Consider the following 16,161-nt stretch of genomic DNA (forward strand, 5'->3'; position numbering starts at 1 on the left):
AACGTCCTCTGGGCACTCCTCCGCGACGGGCGATGCTACGAACTCACCCCGCCCAGTGCTCACGCGGCTTGACAGACCGCATTAGGAATCACTGAAACCGCTCATTTCGCGGACTCCACCCAGGAAAACATGATCGAGTAACCGATATTCATCTTTTTCACCCCGTCTTCGGCTACCCTCCGAAGGATTTCCCAGGGCTGCGCACGGCCCGCCGGAGCTGGCTTCGCCCCAGGGCCGGGCGACAACTCGCCGGGCGGAGTCCGGTGTTCTCCTCCCTGCCCCCCGATCGTGCCCGACGGCCTTCCCGGATTCTCGAAGGAGCATGAAATGCGTGTGAATGTGCGCGTTCGACGGCGCCCGCAACTGACGGGGTTTCGCGCAGTAGCAACAGTTGCGGTGTCCGCGGCCCTCGTCGTGCCCCTCGCTGCGACCCCGTCGAGTGCGAACACGGTCCACGAGAGTGCGACGGTCCGCGAGAGTACGGCCGTCGGCCCTCGGACGCTCTCGGCGGTCCGACAGGACGGCACTGCGGAGACACGCGCTCACCTGCGGGAGTTAGCGCGGAAGTTGGTGGAGGAAGGAGTGCCTGGGGTGATCGTGCGGGTGGACGACGGTCACGGCAGGCCCATCGAGATCTCCGAGCAGGCCGCCTGGACGAAGAAGGACCATCGGCTCAGGGCGGACGACGAGGTGCGAGAAGCGTCCAACACCAAGACGGTGATGGCCACCCTCGTCCTGCAACTGGTCGCTGAACACAGACTCGCCCTCAACGACCCGGTCGACAAGTGGCTGCCCGGCCAGGTGCGCAACGGCAGAGCGATCACCCTGCGCATGCTGCTCAACCACACCAGTGGGTTGTTCGACTACACCGACGACCCCGCCCTCGCACCGGCCCTCACCGGCCGGGACCCCCACGTATGGACGTCGACGGAAATCCTGAGCCTGGTGAGGAGACACCCGGCGCTGTTCGAGCCCGGCACCGAGTGGTCGTACAGCAACACCAACTACATCGCGATCGGCGCCGTCCTGGAGAAGGCCACCGGTAAGACCCTTGCGGCGCTGGTGCGGGACCGGATCGCCGGACCCCTGGGGCTCCGGCACACCTTCTACGCCACCGGCTCCGCCTGGCACGACCGGCACGCGCACGGCTACGAACCTGACGCCGCCCACATGCCACCGGACGTCCCCGACGAGTTCAGGAACTACGCCGGACCGCAGCACGACGACCACGTGGACGTCACCGGCGACTACGTCACGGCCGACGGAGCGGATGCCGCGATCGTGTCGACCGCCGGTGACTGGTCCCGTTTCTACGGCGCGCTGATGTCGGGCCGCCTGCTGCCCGCCGCCCAACTGGCCGAGATGCGCACCACCGTGCCGGAGGACGGGCCGGGGGACCCGGACGAGCTCGGCTACGGGTTGGGCATCGAGACGGCGAAGACCGACTGTGGCACGGTCTGGGACCACGTCGGCATCGTCCCGGGCTATGCGACCTACAACGTCACCGACTCCACCGGCCATCGCACGGCCGCCTTCTTCTTTGCCACGTCCACTCTCACCAAACAGGCGCACCAGACCGGCGCGGCCCTGATGGACGCGGTCAACTGCGCCATCTTCGACTGACCAGTGCGTTTCCGTGGGGACCGCCTCCGGATCATGATGCGAAACGCTTGACTGAGGTAGAACCGAGGCCGGAAAAGACTCACTCCGTCACGGGCTCCCCTTCCCGCCCACCTCGAACCAGAGCAGCTTCCCGGCACCGCGCTCCAGGGGGCCGTCCCCGAGGGGCCAGCCACCCCATCTGTCGGCGTACTCCGTCACCAGACACAGCCCACGCCCGCTCTCGGCATCCGCCGGCGCAGGCGGCACCCGATTCCAGGGCGGTTCACCGAAGGGGGCGGGGACATGCGGATGACTGTCCCAGACCCCGACCCGCAGCCGCCCGTCGGCAAGGGCGGTGAGGCGCAGGGAGACGGGCCCGCCGCAGTGCAGGTAGGCGTTGGTGACCAGTTCGGACGTCAGCAGCTGTACAGCGTCAAGGACTTCACCCCTGCCGTGACTGTCCAACACGGACCGTACGGTCATACGTGCGACACGTGCGGCGCGGGGGTCATGTGGCAGGCGGAGGGCGTACGCCCAGGTGTCGTGCGGGGCTACGGTGACCATGAACGGCTCCTGCGGTGGGAGGACTCGGTTCCCTCGACAATCCGACCGGGCGGTGGCAGTGCCGCGCGCGCGGCAGGACGGCGCGGTGCGCTTCCGGCTTATGGGGCGGGAGTTGAGCGGCTTGAGCCAACCGTAGACTTCAACACCTGAAGGTTTTGCAGTATCGAGCAAAACCTTCAGCAATCTCCTTCGTGTGGGTGACCACTACGCCAGGTGTATGAAACGGAGTGACGACATGACGCCGAGGCCCACCCCCACGGCACGGCGCCTCCGTATCGGTGTGGAGCTGCGCCGGCTACGCGACCATGCAGGCATGACCGCCGCCGAGGCCGCCAGATCTCTGGGCACGACACAAGCGCAGATCAGCAACATCGAGGCGAACCGCTTCGGCATCAGCGCGGAACGCGTACACACCCTCGCCCACATCTACGGCTGCACGGACCAGCCCTTGGTCGACGCCCTCGCCGCCATGGCCGCTGACCGCACCCGGGGCTGGTGGGAGGAGTACCGGGACACTCTGCCGCCCCGCCTCCTCGACCTGGCGGAACTGGAACACCACGCCACAGGGCTGCGCGTGACCCAGGTCATCAACATCCCAGGCCTGCTCCAGACACCGGAACACGCCCGAGCGCTGTTCCGTGAAGCGGTTCCTGCACTTCGCCCCCACGAGATCGAGTACCGGATCTCTCACAGGATCAAGCGGCAGGCCATCCTCCACCGCGAGCAGCCGCCGTCGTACACGGCGATCGTCCACGAGGCCGCCCTGCGCATGCAGTTCGGCGGTCGCGAGGTGGCCAGGGCCCAACTGCAGCACCTCGCTGAGATCAGCAAGCACCCCGCCGTCAGCCTCCGGGTGATCCCCTTCGACGGCACCTCGTTCCCCACGACAGGCCACGCCGTCGACTACTTCCACGGCCCGCTGCCCGCCCTCGACACCGTCGAGGTGGACACCGCACACGGCAGCGAACTCGTTGACGGCGCAGGGCGATTGGAGATGTACCGGCTCGTCCTGGACCGCATGGAGGCCGTCGCTCTGAAAGCAGCCCCCTCGCTCGACCTCGTCCACCGCATCGCCCAAGACATCTGAGAGACGAACCGTGACCGAACCGACTTGGCAGAAGTCGACCTACAGCGAACAGGGCTCCGCCTGCGTCGAGATAGCCCCCACCCCGACCACGATCCACATACGCGACTCCAAACACCCCTCCGGCCCCCACCTCACCCTCCGGCCCACCGCCTGGGCGGACTTCGTCGCGCACGCGGCGAAGACAGGGCGCTGAGCGTGGGCTCCGCTCTGGAGTGATCCCGCCAGGCGGGTCTACCGGAGTCGCTGGGAAAACCTCTCCCAGCAAGCCCGCGAGAGCACCTACCGCGCCTGGATCACCTTGCGCACGGCACCCACCGCGGGCAGACCTGTGAGCAGTGGCAGATCGAGGTGACCGGCGGCGGCCGCATCTGGTACCTCCTCGACACCGGCCGGGAGACCATCTCAGCCGGCGAAGAGGGTGCTGGCCAGGGCCACGCTGACGACGGTGCCGCCGATGATGCTCAGCAGGGCGTTGCGACGCCACAGGTGCAGTCCGACCGTGACCGCGAGCGCGGCCAGGGGTGCGGTGACGCGGGGCTGGGTCAGCGGCAGGTCACGCAGGCAGTAGACGAAGAGGATCACCATGACGCCGGCGGGCATGCGGGCGCCCAGATAGCGCACGGTGCTGCTGGCCCGCAGGGAGGCCAGGGCGGTGAAGGGCAGGGCGCGCAGCGCCCAGGTGACGGCGGCCGAGACGGCGACGGCCAGCAGCAGGTATCGGGTGTCAGGCACGGGGCCCCTCCTTGCGGCTCCGGACCAGCAGCGCGGCAGTGAACAGGGTGAATGCGACCAGCAGCAGCTGTCCCGGGAGGACCAGCCGTGCGACCAGGGCGCTGAGCAGTGCGAGGACCGGGGTGGGCAGGTCGCCGCGCCGCTCCCGGACGGCGTCCAGGGCGAGTACGGCGAACAGGGCGGTCATCGCGAAGTCCAGCCCGGTGACGCTGTCGGGCACCACCGAGCCGAGCAGCGCGCCGATGGTCGCGCCGCCGACCCAGTACGACTGCATGAACAGCTGCAGCCACAGGACGCGGGCGCCGGACCAGGACCGGGCCCGCTCACCGGCGGTCAGGGCGTACGCCTCGTCGGTCAGCGCGAACGTGCTGTACGCCTTGCCGAGCGGCCCCCGCACGCGGTCGAGCGGGAAGGACAGCGCGTAGAACACGTGCCGGACGTTGACCAGGAACGCGGTCAGCGCGACCGTCGCCAGCGGGGTGACCGCGACGGCCAGACTCACCAGCAGGAACTCGAACGAACCGGCGTAGATGACGGCGGTGAACAGGCTCGCACACCACCAGGGCAGGCCGGCGTGGGTGATGAGCACCCCGAAGGCGAGGCCCAGCGGGAGCAGACCGAGCCCCACGGAGGCGGAGTCCTTGAGGGCGGCGAGGGCCTCTTGCCGGGGAGCGGTCGAGGGCGGCGCGACCAGAACCGTATGCATGCTGAAATTTTAGGAGGATTGTCGCCACATATGGTTTCCAATAATTCCCGTAAGCTGATGACATGGGAAATGAAATGCACCTGGATGCCGTCGACCGGGAAATTTTGTTTCACCTGCGCCAGGACGGCCGTCTGACCAACGTCGAGCTGGCCAAGCGGGTCGGCCTCACCCCGCCGCCGTGCCTGCGCAGGCTGAAGCGGCTGGAGGACGCCGGGGTCATCACCGGCTACCGCGCCGTCATCGACCCGAAGGCCGTCGGCCGGGGCCTGGAAGTCATGATCGACATCGAGGTCTCCGCGAACGACCTCAAGACCATCGAGACCCTGGAGAAGACGCTCTCCTCCTACGACGAGGTCATCGAGTTCCGCCGGATGTACGGGCGCCCCGACTACTTCCTCCGCGTCGCCGTCGCCGACGACGCGGCGTACAACACCTTCCTCACCGGCAAGCTCACCGGCCTCCCCGGCATCCTGCGCGTCGAGTCCCACCTGACCATGAAGAAGATCAAGACCGACGACTGACACCCAGGCCCGCCAGGACCACACGCGGGCTCCTCGACACACGCCCACCACAACCCCTCGGGGCGCTGGGGGTACCCCCGGCCGAAGGCTGGGGGAGGAACTGCGCGAACACCCCCCACCGGGCGGCACCCGACCGACCACCCGCACCCCCACTCCCAGGGGCGCGGGGAACTGCGCGAACACCCCCCACCGGGCCGCACCCGAGCAACCACCCGCACCCCCACCACGGCCCTACCCCACCACCAGCAGAATCGCCAGCAACACCGCCCCGGCCACCGCCGGCGCAGCCACCTCGTACGCCCACCGCACCGTGATCTCACCCTGCGCCGACTCCACCGGCTCCCTGCTCTCCAGCATCTCCCGCAGTTCGTCCATGACCTTGTCGGTCTCCGCGCGCACCGACCCGGTCGCGTGCTCGGGTTCGATCTGCCCCCCGAAACCCCCGAACCCCCCGGACGCACCGAACCCGCCGAAGCCACCGAGCCCGCGCCCGGCGCCCCCCGCCCCCGTCCGCCCGCGCTGCCCGGCCGCCTGCGCCTTCGCCTGCCTGCGCGCCGCCTTCTTGCGGTTCCGCAGGGACACCGGGATCGCCCACAGCTGGTACTTCGCACCGGACTTGACGATCACCTCGTTCGAGTAACCGGACCGCAGGGAGGCGATCTCCCCCCACGGCAGCGTGATCACCCGGAACGGGTTCCGTACCCGCAGCCGGTCCTCGCCCGCGAACACCGCGGGGCGCAGGGTGAAGGCGACGACCAGCGGCACGATGAGGATGAGCGCGGCGAGGGCCAGCCAGGGGGTACGGCCGTGTCCCCGGAACAGCGCGTCGATGCCGAGCCAGCCGACGATGGCGAGGAGCAGGACGCCGCCGATCAGCGCCTGGGGCGAGCGGTAGATGCGATCCTTGACGAGGGGCGTGGTCATAGCGCCGATTCTGCCTCAGCTGGGCGCCCGAGCGCCGTGGGGGCCGGTCGCTGTACGCGAGTGCGGGTCGTATGTGGTTGCTCGCGCCCACGCGGCGGAGCCGCACATGTCACAGCCCCGCGCCCCTTCGGGACGCTTGCCCACCCGCCCTCAAGAAGAACCGCTCCCTCGGGGTGTACAGCCGCTACGCGCGTAGATATGCTCGGCTGGTGACCATGCCCACCACCGCACCCCACGCACTTGCTGACGTCACCGCGTCCGACAGCACGCTGCGCCGCTTCCTCCACGGGCTGCCCGGCGTCGACGCGGTCGGCCTGGAGGCGCGTGCCGCCTCGCTCGGCACCCGTTCCATCAAGACCACCGCGAAGGCGTACGCCATCGACCTCGCCATCTCGATGGTCGACCTGACGACGCTGGAAGGCGCGGACACCCCGGGCAAGGTCCGGGCGCTCGGCGCCAAGGCGGTCCACCCGGACCCGACGGACCGCACGGCGCCCGCCACGGCCGCCGTCTGCGTCTATCCCGACATGGTGGCCGTCGCCAAGGAGGCCGTCGCCGGCTCGTCCGTCAAGGTCGCCTCCGTCGCCACCGCCTTCCCGGCCGGCCGCGCGGCGCTCGACGTCAAGCTCGCCGACGTACACGACGCCGTGAGCGCCGGCGCCGACGAGATCGACATGGTCATCGACCGCGGCGCGTTCCTCGCCGGCAACTACATGAAGGTGTACGACGAGATCACCGCCGTGAAGGAGGCCTCGGGCGCCGCCCGCCTGAAGGTCATCTTCGAGACCGGCGAGCTGTCGACGTACGACAACATCCGGCGGGCGTCCTGGCTGGGCATGCTCGCGGGCGCCGACTTCATCAAGACGTCGACCGGCAAGGTCGCCGTCAACGCCACCCCGGCGAACACCCTCCTCATGCTGGAGGCCGTGCGCGACTTCCGGGCGCAGACCGGCGTCCAGGTCGGCGTCAAGCCCGCCGGCGGCATCCGGACCAGCAAGGACGCGATCAAGTTCCTCGTCCTGGTGAACGAGACCGCGGGCGAGGACTGGCTGGACAACCACTGGTTCCGCTTCGGCGCCTCCTCGCTCCTGAACGACCTGCTGATGCAGCGTCAGAAGCTGGCCACCGGCCGCTACTCCGGCCCCGACTACGTGACGGTGGACTGATCACCATGGCCAAGGAAAAGATGACCACCGCATTCGAGTACGCGCCGGCGCCCGAGTCCCGCTCCGTCGTCGACATCGCCCCCTCCTACGGCCTCTTCATCGACGGCGAGTTCACGGACGCGGCCGACGGCAAGGTCTTCAAGACCGTCAGCCCGAGCACCGAGGAGGTGCTGTCCGAGGTCGCCCAGGCCGGCGCCGAGGACGTCGAGCGTGCCGTGAAGGCCGCCCGCAAGGCGTTCGAGAAGTGGTCCGCGCTGCCGGGCTCCGAGCGCGCCAAGTACCTCTTCCGGATCGCCCGGATCATCCAGGAGCGCAGCCGTGAGCTGGCCGTCCTGGAGACCCTGGACAACGGCAAGCCGATCAAGGAGACCCGCGACGCCGACCTGCCCCTGGTCGCCGCGCACTTCTTCTACTACGCGGGCTGGGCCGACAAGCTCGACCACGCCGGCTACGGGGCCGACCCACGGCCGCTGGGCGTGGCCGGCCAGGTCATCCCCTGGAACTTCCCGCTCCTGATGCTGGCCTGGAAGATCGCCCCGGCGCTCGCCACCGGCAACACCGTCGTCCTCAAGCCCGCCGAGACGACCCCCCTCTCCGCGCTCTTCTTCGCGGACATCTGCCGCCAGGCGGGCCTGCCCAAGGGCGTCGTCAACATCCTCCCCGGCTACGGCGACGCGGGCGCCGCGCTCGTCGCCCACCCCGACGTCGACAAGGTCGCCTTCACCGGCTCCACCGCCGTCGGCAAGGAGATCGCGCGCACGGTCGCGGGCACCCGCAAGAAGCTCACCCTCGAACTGGGCGGCAAGGGCGCCAACATCGTCTTCGACGACGCCCCGATCGACCAGGCGGTGGAGGGGATCGTCACCGGGATCTTCTTCAACCAGGGCCAGGTCTGCTGCGCCGGCAGCCGTCTCCTCGTCCAGGAGTCGATCCACGACGAGCTGCTCGACTCCCTGAAGCGCCGCCTGTCGACGCTCCGCCTGGGCGACCCGCTGGACAAGAACACGGACATCGGCGCGATCAACTCCGCCGAGCAGCTCGCCCGTATCACCACCCTCGCCGACCAGGGCGAGGCCGAGGGCGCCGAGCGCTGGTCCCCCGCCTGCGAGATCCCGTCCGCCGGCTACTGGTTCGCCCCGACGCTCTTCACGAACGTCACCCAGGCGCACACCATCGCCCGCGACGAGATCTTCGGCCCGGTCCTGTCGGTCCTGACGTTCCGCACCCCGGACGAGGCTGTCGCCAAGGCGAACAACACGCAGTACGGCCTCTCCGCCGGTATCTGGACCGAGAAGGGCTCCCGGATCCTGGCCGTCGCGAACAAGCTGCGCGCCGGCGTCGTCTGGTCCAACACGTTCAACAAGTTCGACCCGACCTCGCCGTTCGGCGGTTACAAGGAGTCGGGCTTCGGCCGCGAGGGCGGCCGCCACGGCCTGGAGGCGTACCTCGATGTCTGATCGCAGCACTGACCGTCTGAGCGTCTTCAAGACCTACAAGCTGTACGTCGGCGGGAAGTTCCCGCGTTCCGAGAGCGGCCGGGTGTACGAGGTGACCACGAAGCCATCAGCCGCTGCCGCGGCGGGCAAGGGCAACTGGCTGGCCAACGCACCGCTTGCCAGCCGTAAGGACGCCCGGGACGCGGTCGTGGCCGCGCGCAAGGCGTTCGGCGGCTGGGCGGGGGCCACCGCCTACAACCGCGGCCAGGTCCTCTACCGCGTCGCGGAGATGCTGGAGGGCCGCCGGGACCAGTTCGTGCGCGAGGTCGCCGACGCGGAGGGCCTCGGCAAGTCCAAGGCGGCCGCCGTCGTGGACGCGACCGTCGACCGCTGGGTCTGGTACGCGGGCTGGACCGACAAGATCGCCCAGGTGGTGGGCGGCGGCAACCCGGTCGCGGGCCCGTTCTTCAACCTCTCGTCGCCGGAGCCGACGGGTGTGGTGGCCGTCGTCGCCCCCCAGGAGTCGTCGTTCCTGGGCCTGGTGTCGGTGGTCGCGCCCGTGATCGCCACCGGCAACACGGCCGTCGTCGTCGCGAGCGAGAAGGCGCCGCTCCCGGCCCTCTCCCTCGCCGAGGTGCTCGCCACCTCCGATGTCCCCGGCGGAGTCGTCAACGTCCTCTCCGGCCGTACGGCGGAGATCGCGGCGCCGCTGGCCGCGCACCAGGACGTCAACGCGATCGACCTCGCGGGCGCCGACGAGGTGCTGGCGAAGGAACTGGAGATCGCGGCGGCCGACAATCTGAAGCGCGTTCTCCGTCCACAGCCTGTGGACGACTGGACGGCGACGCCGGGCCTCGACCGCCTGACGGCGTTCCTGGAGACGAAGACGGTCTGGCACCCGACGGGGGCGCTGGGCGCGTCCGGTTCTTCGTACTGATTCGTCCCTCCGAGTGGGGAACTGCGGGCCGTTGGCGGCTGGTCGCGCCCACGCGGCGCCAGCCGCATGTCGATCACGGCCCGCGCCCCTTACGGGGCGCTCAGTGCACCGAGCCGAGAAGCTGCCCCACCACCGGAATCGAGCCGATCGACGGCGCCTGCGCCAGCGGCCCCGTCAGCATCTTCGACGTCAGCGGCTTGAAGTCGGCCAGCTGCGTCCCCACCCCGTTGTCCAGCGGGTCCACGCCGGTCCCCGCAAGGGGGTTGGGCTTGAGCCCCGTCAAGGGCCCCGTGACGTACGGCAGTACGCCGCCCAGCGCCTGCATGCCCGCCTGCGGGTCGATGTGGCCGAGCGAGGTGGGCCGGGTCCGCACCACGTCCACCACGGGCTGGGTGTCCGCGGCGGCCGTCGCGGCGCCCGCGCCGAGCGCCACACCTGCCGTGGCGAGGGCGGCCAGGGCACGCCGAGCGGTCGGGGTCGGGGAGGACACGTGTCGGGACATCACTGGTGCCACCTTCTGGTGCGCAGGGTAATCATGTCGGCACACAGGGTAGTTGAGGTGTGACTCACGCTCCAAAGCCGACCCGCGGGGTCGGCAGGAGGCTCCCCATACGTCAAACTGGTGTTCCGTGAGCATTCATCCCCCGTCCCCCGCCCGCGTCGTGCTGCTGTGCGGCCCCTCGGGCTCGGGCAAGTCCCTGGTCGCCGCCCGTTCCGGGCTCCCCGTCCTGCGCCTCGACGACTTCTACAAGGAGGGTGACGACCCGACTCTGCCGTTGGTGGCGGGGAGTTCGGACATCGACTGGGACCATCCGGAGTCCTGGGACGCGGAGGTCGCGGTCGAGGCCATCGGCCGGCTGTGTGCCACGGGGGCGGCGCCCGTACCGGTATATGACATATCACTGAGCGCCCGCACCGGCGCCGAGACGCTGGACATCGGCCGTACCCCGCTGTTCATCGCCGAGGGCATCTTCGCCGCCGAGATCGTGGGGCGCTGCCGGGAACTGGGCCTCCTGGCCGATGCGCTCTGCCTCAGCCGGGGCCCGGTGAAGACGTTCCGGCGCCGCTTCCTGCGCGATCTCAGGGAGGGCCGCAAGTCGGTGCCGTTCCTGCTGCGGCGCGGCTGGCGGCTGATGCGGGCGGAGCGCACGATCGTGGCCCGCCAGGTGTCGCTTGGCGCGTTCCCGTGCGACCGGGACGAGGCGCTGGGCCGGATGGCGGCGGCCGCGGTGGGCCGGCAGACCCGCGACCGGACTCCGGCCACCTGACCGCCGTAGCGAACAGAAAAGCAGGAGCGAACAGAAAAGCGGGACTGGATGGACCCCCCGGCCCTCCAGTCCCGCTTCCCCCGTCGCTCCGCCGAACACCCCCGTGTCCCCCGTGGCGGAGCTCCCCCGTGCTTCCCCAGGTCCCCCCGGACCCGCTTTCCCCCGTGTTCCCCGTGGGTCCCCCCGGACCCTCCCCCAGGTCCCCCGTTCCCCCGGTTTCCCCCGGTTTCCCCCGTCAGGATCCCCCCGGATCCCCTTACCCTCAGGCGACAAGCTCCCCGAAGGCGTTCTCCTCGTCACGGCCGAAGCTGAGGACGTCGTCCTCGCGCAGCCGGCGGAGCGACCGCCAGATGCTGGACTTCACCGTGCCGACACTGATGTCGAGGATCTCCGCGATCTCCGGGTCCGTGCGGCCCTCGTAGTAGCGCAGGACCAGCATGGTGCGCTGGAGTTCGGGGAGCCGGGCGAGCGCCTGCCACAGGACCGCGCGCAGCTCGGTGCCGCTCATCGCGTCCGTGTCGCCGGGCGTCTCCGGCAGTTCCTCGGTCGGGTACTCGTTGAGCTTGCGGCGCCGCCAGGCGCTGATGTGCAGGTTGGTCATCGTCCGCCGCAGGTAACCGCCCACGGCCGCCTTGTCGCTGATCCGGTCCCATGCCCTGTACGTCGAGAACAGCGCGCTCTGCAGCAGGTCCTCGGCCTCGTAGCGGTCACCGGTCAGGTGGTAGGCGGTCGCGTACAGGGAGGCGCGGCGCTCCTGGACGTAGGCGGTGAACTCCGCCTCGGTCAGCGAGCGGCGCTCCCCCGTGTCCTCCCCGTACGCGGATCCCCCGTGTGCTTCCCCCGTGAAGCTGTCAACCACCGTCATGTAGCCGGTGTGCTGACGTCCGGTGCCGCGAGCGCACCCCCGCCCGCTCACGGCACCGGACTTCTCGGAACCCCGGTGCACGTCGTGCAGACGCGTGATCACTGCGCTGGTGCTGTGGCTGATCAGCGTGTTCATCTCGCGCCCCCCGTCGTGGACTTCCGGTAGTTCGGCTTGCCCAGGCGGTCCGCTTGCGCGGTTGCCTGTGCCGAGAACTCTGCCGGGCCACCTTCACGGCCGTATCCGCCGACTGTCACAGACCTGTCACAGGGGTCCGGCACGGAGAGTCCACAGGACGTACACAGGCGGTGGCGCTACGGAGGTTCGCGGACAGCTCCGAGCCGCACAGGTCGTACGACGGGCCCTGCATGGGCCAGAATGAGCCCGTGCCTTCCCTGTTGCTGATCGAGGACGACGACGCCATCCGCACGGCCCTGGAGCTCTCTCTGACGCGCCAGGGGCACCGGGTGGCCACCGCTGCGACCGGTGAGGACGGTCTGAAGCTGTTGCGTGAGCAGCGGCCCGATCTGATCGTCCTCGATGTCATGCTGCCCGGCATCGACGGGTTCGAGGTGTGCCGGCGGATCCGGCGCACGGACCAGTTGCCGATCATTCTGCTGACCGCGCGCAGCGACGACATCGATGTGGTCGTGGGCCTGGAGTCCGGTGCGGACGACTATGTGGTCAAACCCGTCCAGGGGCGGGTGCTCGACGCCCGGATCCGGGCCGTGCTGCGGCGCGGGGAGCGGGAGTCCACCGACTCGGCGACCTTCGGCAACGTCATCATCGACCGCAGCGCGATGACCGTGACGAAGAACGGCGAGGATCTCCAGCTGACGCCGACCGAGCTGCGGCTGCTCCTGGAGCTGAGCCGGCGGCCGGGGCAGGCGCTGTCCCGGCAGCAGTTGCTGCGGCTGGTCTGGGAGCACGACTACCTGGGTGACTCCCGGCTCGTGGACGCGTGTGTGCAGCGGCTGCGCGCCAAGGTGGAGGACGTGCCCTCGTCCCCGACCCTGATCCGTACCGTGCGTGGTGTGGGCTACCGCCTGGACACCCCTCAGTGACGGACCGGCAAGGGGGATTCCGCGGCTGGGCCGCGGATCGCAAGGGAGCCATGTCCCGGCTGCGCTTCACCAGTCTTCGGCTGCGGCTCGTCGTCGTCTTCGGGCTCGTCGCGCTGACCGCCGCCGTGTCCGCGTCCGGCATCGCGTACTGGCTCAACCGCGAGGCCGTGCTCACCCGTACCCAGGACGCGGTGCTGCGCGACTTCCAGCAGGAGATGCAGAACCGGGCCGGTGCGCTGCCCGTGCATCCGACACAGGACGAACTCCAGCGCACGGCCGGGCAGATGGCCAACAGCAGTCAGCGGTTCAGCGTGCTGCTGGTCGGTGACGACGCCAACGGCAAGACGGTGTACGGCAGTTCGGACGGGCTCAGCGCGTTCGCGCTCGACGACGTGCCGACGTCGCTGCGGAAGGCCGTCGACAAGCAGCAGAAGGTGACGGACAGCAACAAGGCGGCGTACCACCTGTACTGGCAGCGGGTCGTCGACCACGGCACGCCGTATCTCGTCGCCGGGACGCGGCTGATCGGGGGCGGGCCGACCGGCTACATGATGAAGTCCCTGGAGCCGGAGGCGAAGGACCTCAACTCGCTGGCGTGGTCGCTGGGGATCGCGACCGGGCTGGCGCTGATCGGCTCGGCGCTGCTGGCGCAGGCCGCCGCCACGACCGTGCTGAAGCCGGTGCACCGGCTGGGAGTCGCCGCGCGGCGGCTCGGCGAGGGCAAGCTGGACACCCGGCTGCGGGTGTCGGGGACGGACGAACTCGCCGATCTCTCGCGGACGTTCAACGACGCGGCCGAGGCGCTGGAGAAGCGGGTCGACGACATGGCCGCGCGGGACGACGCGTCGCGGCGGTTCGTCGCGGACATGAGCCATGAACTGCGCACCCCGCTCACCGCGATCACCGCCGTGACGGAGATCCTGGAGGAGGAGCTGGAGGCGGAGTCCGGGTCGGTGGACCCGATGATCGAGCCCGCCGTCCGGCTGGTCGTCAGCGAGACGCGCCGCCTCAACGACCTCGTCGAGAACCTGATGGAGGTCACCCGCTTCGACGCCGGCACGGCCCGGCTGGTCCTCGACGACGTAGACATCGCCGACCAGATCACCGCCTGCATCGACGCCCGCGCCTGGCTGGACGCGGTGGATCTGGACGCCGAGCGCGGCATCCACGCCCGCCTCGACCCGCGCCGCCTCGACGTCATCCTCGCCAACCTGATCGGCAACGCGCTCAAGCACGGCGGTTCGCCGGTGCGGGTGTCGGTGCGGATGGACGAGAAGGAAGGCGGGGATCTGGTGATCGCCGTACGGGACCACGGACCGGGTATCCCGGAGGACGTGCTCCCGCATGTCTTCGACCGGTTCTACAAGGCCAGCGCCTCCCGGCCGCGCTCCGAGGGCAGCGGTCTGGGCCTGTCCATCGCGACGGAGAACGCCCGCATCCACGGCGGCTCGATCACCGCCGCGAACTCGCCGGAGGGCGGCGCGGTGTTCACGTTCCGGTTGCCCCGGGACGCCTCGCACTTGGCGGAGGAGAGCAAGGACACCGGCGATGCCGGGGATGCCGGGGAGAAGGGCGCCTGATGCACGTACGAAGACTCCTGGCCGTCGCCGGGCTCGCGCTCGCGCTCTCCGGGTGCGGGATCCGGGCCACCGAGGTGCCGACCGACTTCGGCGGGGCGCCCTCGCGGGTGCCGTGCTCGATGACCCAGCCGGATCTGTCGGCGCAGGACGAGCACGGGGTGCCGGTGCAGGTGTTCCTGCTGTGCGGTTCCTCGCTGGTGACCGTCGACCGGGAGGTGCGCGTCCCCGACGGTTCGGCGGACGCCAAGCGGCGGGTGACAGTCGCCCAGGGGCTGCTCGACCAGCTCGCCGAGACGCCGTCGGCCGCCGAGAAGGAGGCCGGCTACACGACGTACGTGCGGGGCGGGATGAGCGTCTGGGGACCTCGGGCCGGGGATCCCGACGACACGCTGCGGCTGAGTACGTCGCCGCCGCAGCTGACGTCGTACGCGCTCGCCCAGATCGTGTGCACGCTGTCCGACTCGGCGGCCGCGGAGGGGGACGGGTCGGTGATCCTGGGCGGGCCGGGGACGGAGGCGTTGCGGCGGTACGAGTGCACGGACTCCGTACGGAACGCGCCGGGTGGGGATCGGCCGCCGTCCACTGAGGTGACTTCTGGCTGAGGGGCGTTTGGGCGCCTCAGGGGGTGTCGGGGCAGGCCGTAAGGCGGGTGCGGGCCCGGTGGGGGCTGGTCGCGCAGTTCCCCGCGCCCCTACGGGACGCGTCCCCTGGGGTGCCTCGTCAGGGGCGCCTCGTCAGGGGTGCCTCGTCAGGGGCGTGTGTTTGAGGCCTCACCCCCGCATCCGGAACCGATCGTGTGCGCGGGGGCGTCTTGGGGGGCGTGCAGCGTCAAGGCTCCATCGGCGGCAGCGCCGCGATCCGCGTCCGTGTGGCAGGGGGTGTCCTCCTTGTCGCACACCTCGTGTTCGTCGCCTGGCTGATGCTGCGGCCGCTGGACGTGCCCTGGGTGATGCCCGCCAACCTGCACCCCTTCGCCGGTATCCGTGCCGACCTGGCGCTGGGCCGGCGCGAGGCGGCGCACCGGATCGGTGAGGGCCTCGCGCTGCTCGCCCCGCTGGGTGTGCTGCTTCCGATGACCCACGGGAAACTCCGGGTCTCCCCGCTCGCCTCCCTGACCAGTTCGGCCGCCGCGGGCGCCATGATCTCGGTGGGCATAGCCCTGCTGCAGACCGGGGTGCCCGGCCGCGTGGTGGACGTCGACTCGATACTGCTCAACACGGCCGGCGTGGTCATCGCGCATCTGGCGGTGGTTCCGGCGGCCCGCTCCCTGCTCCGTCGGCAGCGTGCCCGGCGGCGGCCCGCCGCCCTCCCCCAGGAGGAAGCGGCTCAGGGTCGTACCCCGACGATTCCCAGGGTCGGGATCGCCCCGTAGAGCGACGCTTCGACCCGGTTCGTCTCCGTAGCGTGGAGGTCAGACGAGGGGCCGTACGGGCCGCCTCGCACCGGACGCTCGCGAAGGAGCCGCAGATGTCCAGCCTCGCCCGCCCCACCCATGGCCGCATGATCGGCGGAGTGTGCGCCGCGCTGGCCCGGCGCTTCGGCACCTCCGCGACGACGATGCGGGTGATCTTCCTGCTGTCCTGCCTGCTGCCGGGCCCGCAGTTCCTGCTCTACATCGCGCTATGGATCCTCCTCCCCTCGGAGGAGAAGGCCACCGCCTGGTAGTCCCCTTGTACGGCAACGCCGTTGGGGCGCTCCGGTAGACACCGGGG

19 protein-coding genes are annotated in these 16,161 nt (G+C 70.2%); 13 read left to right on the forward strand and 6 right to left on the reverse strand.

Annotated elements, in window-relative coordinates; all coding sequences use genetic code 11:
• Positions 1–591: 591 nt before the first annotated feature.
• Positions 592–1,623 (forward strand): serine hydrolase domain-containing protein, encoded by a 1,032-nt coding sequence (locus ACFWPS_RS52515; RefSeq protein WP_383721305.1) that lies wholly within the window; start codon positions 592–594, stop codon positions 1,621–1,623.
• Positions 1,624–1,710: 87 nt separating this feature from the next.
• Here the strand turns inward: ACFWPS_RS52515 and ACFWPS_RS52520 are convergent, their stop codons facing one another.
• Complete coding sequence (locus ACFWPS_RS52520; protein WP_383721308.1) at positions 1,711–2,166, reverse strand: ATP-binding protein; 456 nt, start codon at positions 2,164–2,166, stop codon at positions 1,711–1,713.
• A gap of 235 nt (positions 2,167–2,401) precedes the next feature.
• On the opposite strand from ACFWPS_RS52520, the gene ACFWPS_RS52525 reads away from it, so the two are divergent.
• Positions 2,402–3,253, forward strand: coding sequence for a Scr1 family TA system antitoxin-like transcriptional regulator (locus tag ACFWPS_RS52525; protein ID WP_383721311.1), 852 nt, complete (start codon positions 2,402–2,404; stop codon positions 3,251–3,253).
• 10 nt (positions 3,254–3,263) lie between these two features.
• The gene (locus tag ACFWPS_RS52530) at positions 3,264–3,446 is read left to right on the forward strand and encodes a DUF397 domain-containing protein (protein WP_383721314.1); all 183 of its coding nucleotides are present in this window, start codon (positions 3,264–3,266) and stop codon (positions 3,444–3,446) included.
• Between the two features lie 209 nt (positions 3,447–3,655).
• On the opposite strand, the gene ACFWPS_RS52535 is transcribed toward ACFWPS_RS52530, so the two are convergent.
• Both ACFWPS_RS52535 and ACFWPS_RS52540 read right to left on the reverse strand, forming a co-directional pair.
• Positions 3,656–3,985 (reverse strand): branched-chain amino acid transporter permease, encoded by a 330-nt coding sequence (locus ACFWPS_RS52535; RefSeq protein ID WP_383721317.1) that lies wholly within the window; start codon positions 3,983–3,985, stop codon positions 3,656–3,658.
• A complete protein-coding gene (locus ACFWPS_RS52540; RefSeq protein WP_383721319.1) occupies positions 3,978–4,691 on the reverse strand; it encodes an AzlC family ABC transporter permease in 714 nt (237 codons plus the stop codon). The genes ACFWPS_RS52535 and ACFWPS_RS52540 overlap by 8 nt, the downstream gene beginning before the upstream one ends.
• 62 nt (positions 4,692–4,753) lie before the next feature.
• On the opposite strand from ACFWPS_RS52540, the gene ACFWPS_RS52545 reads away from it, so the two are divergent.
• Complete coding sequence (locus tag ACFWPS_RS52545; RefSeq protein WP_383721321.1) at positions 4,754–5,212, forward strand: Lrp/AsnC family transcriptional regulator; 459 nt, start codon at positions 4,754–4,756, stop codon at positions 5,210–5,212.
• A 231-nt stretch (positions 5,213–5,443) separates the two neighbouring features.
• On the opposite strand, the gene ACFWPS_RS52550 is transcribed toward ACFWPS_RS52545, so the two are convergent.
• Positions 5,444–6,136: a PH domain-containing protein gene (locus ACFWPS_RS52550; RefSeq protein ID WP_383721324.1), complete on the reverse strand. Its 693-nt coding sequence runs from the start codon at positions 6,134–6,136 to the stop codon at positions 5,444–5,446.
• A gap of 215 nt (positions 6,137–6,351) precedes the next feature.
• On the opposite strand from ACFWPS_RS52550, the gene deoC reads away from it, so the two are divergent.
• Genes deoC through ACFWPS_RS52565 form a run of 3 tightly spaced genes read left to right on the forward strand, consistent with a single transcriptional unit; the run spans position 6,352 to position 9,675 of the window.
• Complete coding sequence (deoC, locus tag ACFWPS_RS52555) at positions 6,352–7,302, forward strand: deoxyribose-phosphate aldolase (RefSeq protein WP_383721350.1); 951 nt, start codon at positions 6,352–6,354, stop codon at positions 7,300–7,302.
• 20 nt (positions 7,303–7,322) lie between these two features.
• Positions 7,323–8,759, forward strand: a complete 1,437-nt coding sequence (locus ACFWPS_RS52560) for an aldehyde dehydrogenase family protein (protein ID WP_383721326.1) — start codon at positions 7,323–7,325, stop codon at positions 8,757–8,759.
• The gene (locus ACFWPS_RS52565) at positions 8,752–9,675 is read left to right on the forward strand and encodes an aldehyde dehydrogenase family protein (protein WP_383721329.1); all 924 of its coding nucleotides are present in this window, start codon (positions 8,752–8,754) and stop codon (positions 9,673–9,675) included. Before ACFWPS_RS52560 ends, ACFWPS_RS52565 begins: the two co-directional genes overlap by 8 nt.
• Before the next feature lie 100 nt (positions 9,676–9,775).
• On the opposite strand, the gene ACFWPS_RS52570 is transcribed toward ACFWPS_RS52565, so the two are convergent.
• Positions 9,776–10,177 (reverse strand): hypothetical protein, encoded by a 402-nt coding sequence (locus ACFWPS_RS52570; protein ID WP_383721332.1) that lies wholly within the window; start codon positions 10,175–10,177, stop codon positions 9,776–9,778.
• 127 nt (positions 10,178–10,304) lie between these two features.
• Between ACFWPS_RS52570 and ACFWPS_RS52575 the strand changes: the two genes are divergently transcribed.
• Positions 10,305–10,943, forward strand: a complete 639-nt coding sequence (locus ACFWPS_RS52575) for a uridine kinase (RefSeq protein WP_383721335.1) — start codon at positions 10,305–10,307, stop codon at positions 10,941–10,943.
• 262 nt (positions 10,944–11,205) lie between these two features.
• Here ACFWPS_RS52575 and ACFWPS_RS52580 read toward each other — a convergent pair whose 3' ends face one another.
• The gene (locus ACFWPS_RS52580) at positions 11,206–11,943 is read right to left on the reverse strand and encodes a SigE family RNA polymerase sigma factor (RefSeq protein ID WP_383721337.1); all 738 of its coding nucleotides are present in this window, start codon (positions 11,941–11,943) and stop codon (positions 11,206–11,208) included.
• 248 nt (positions 11,944–12,191) lie between these two features.
• Between ACFWPS_RS52580 and afsQ1 the strand changes: the two genes are divergently transcribed.
• From afsQ1 to ACFWPS_RS52605, 5 genes are all read left to right on the forward strand, one after another.
• Positions 12,192–12,869, forward strand: coding sequence for a two-component system response regulator AfsQ1 (gene afsQ1, locus ACFWPS_RS52585; RefSeq protein WP_383721339.1), 678 nt, complete (start codon positions 12,192–12,194; stop codon positions 12,867–12,869).
• Between the two features lie 50 nt (positions 12,870–12,919).
• Positions 12,920–14,449: an ATP-binding protein gene (locus ACFWPS_RS52590; RefSeq protein WP_383721342.1), complete on the forward strand. Its 1,530-nt coding sequence runs from the start codon at positions 12,920–12,922 to the stop codon at positions 14,447–14,449.
• On the forward strand, positions 14,449–15,051 hold the full coding sequence (locus ACFWPS_RS52595; RefSeq protein WP_383721345.1) for a hypothetical protein: 603 nt from the start codon (positions 14,449–14,451) through the stop codon (positions 15,049–15,051). The genes ACFWPS_RS52590 and ACFWPS_RS52595 overlap by 1 nt, the downstream gene beginning before the upstream one ends.
• A 218-nt stretch (positions 15,052–15,269) precedes the next feature.
• A complete protein-coding gene (locus ACFWPS_RS52600) occupies positions 15,270–15,821 on the forward strand; it encodes a VanZ family protein (protein WP_383721347.1) in 552 nt (183 codons plus the stop codon).
• A 95-nt stretch (positions 15,822–15,916) separates the two neighbouring features.
• Complete coding sequence (locus ACFWPS_RS52605) at positions 15,917–16,114, forward strand: PspC domain-containing protein (protein ID WP_089099209.1); 198 nt, start codon at positions 15,917–15,919, stop codon at positions 16,112–16,114.
• The last annotated feature ends 47 nt before the right edge of the window (positions 16,115–16,161 follow it).

Origin of the sequence: Streptomyces sp. NPDC058457 (assembly GCF_042720695.1) — a bacterium.
GTDB lineage: Bacteria > Actinomycetota > Actinomycetes > Streptomycetales > Streptomycetaceae > Streptomyces.

Bases quoted from the DNA above. Each gene is read 5' to 3' on its own strand.
- ACFWPS_RS52590 (WP_383721342.1), top strand. From the start codon at position 12,920: ATGTCCCGGCTGCGCTTCACCAGTCTTCGGCTGCGGCTCGTCGTCGTC.
- ACFWPS_RS52550 (WP_383721324.1), bottom strand. From the start codon at position 6,136: ATGACCACGCCCCTCGTCAAGGATCGCATCTACCGCTCGCCCCAGGCG.
- ACFWPS_RS52560 (WP_383721326.1), top strand. From the start codon at position 7,323: ATGACCACCGCATTCGAGTACGCGCCGGCGCCCGAGTCCCGCTCCGTC.
- ACFWPS_RS52580 (WP_383721337.1), bottom strand. From the start codon at position 11,943: ATGAACACGCTGATCAGCCACAGCACCAGCGCAGTGATCACGCGTCTG.
- ACFWPS_RS52570 (WP_383721332.1), bottom strand. From the start codon at position 10,177: ATGTCCCGACACGTGTCCTCCCCGACCCCGACCGCTCGGCGTGCCCTG.
- ACFWPS_RS52595 (WP_383721345.1), top strand. From the start codon at position 14,449: ATGCACGTACGAAGACTCCTGGCCGTCGCCGGGCTCGCGCTCGCGCTC.
- ACFWPS_RS52545 (WP_383721321.1), top strand. From the start codon at position 4,754: ATGGGAAATGAAATGCACCTGGATGCCGTCGACCGGGAAATTTTGTTT.
- ACFWPS_RS52605 (WP_089099209.1), top strand. From the start codon at position 15,917: ATGTCCAGCCTCGCCCGCCCCACCCATGGCCGCATGATCGGCGGAGTG.
- ACFWPS_RS52565 (WP_383721329.1), top strand. From the start codon at position 8,752: ATGTCTGATCGCAGCACTGACCGTCTGAGCGTCTTCAAGACCTACAAG.
- ACFWPS_RS52540 (WP_383721319.1), bottom strand. From the start codon at position 4,691: ATGCATACGGTTCTGGTCGCGCCGCCCTCGACCGCTCCCCGGCAAGAG.
- ACFWPS_RS52520 (WP_383721308.1), bottom strand. From the start codon at position 2,166: ATGGTCACCGTAGCCCCGCACGACACCTGGGCGTACGCCCTCCGCCTG.
- deoC (WP_383721350.1), top strand. From the start codon at position 6,352: ATGCCCACCACCGCACCCCACGCACTTGCTGACGTCACCGCGTCCGAC.
- ACFWPS_RS52525 (WP_383721311.1), top strand. From the start codon at position 2,402: ATGACGCCGAGGCCCACCCCCACGGCACGGCGCCTCCGTATCGGTGTG.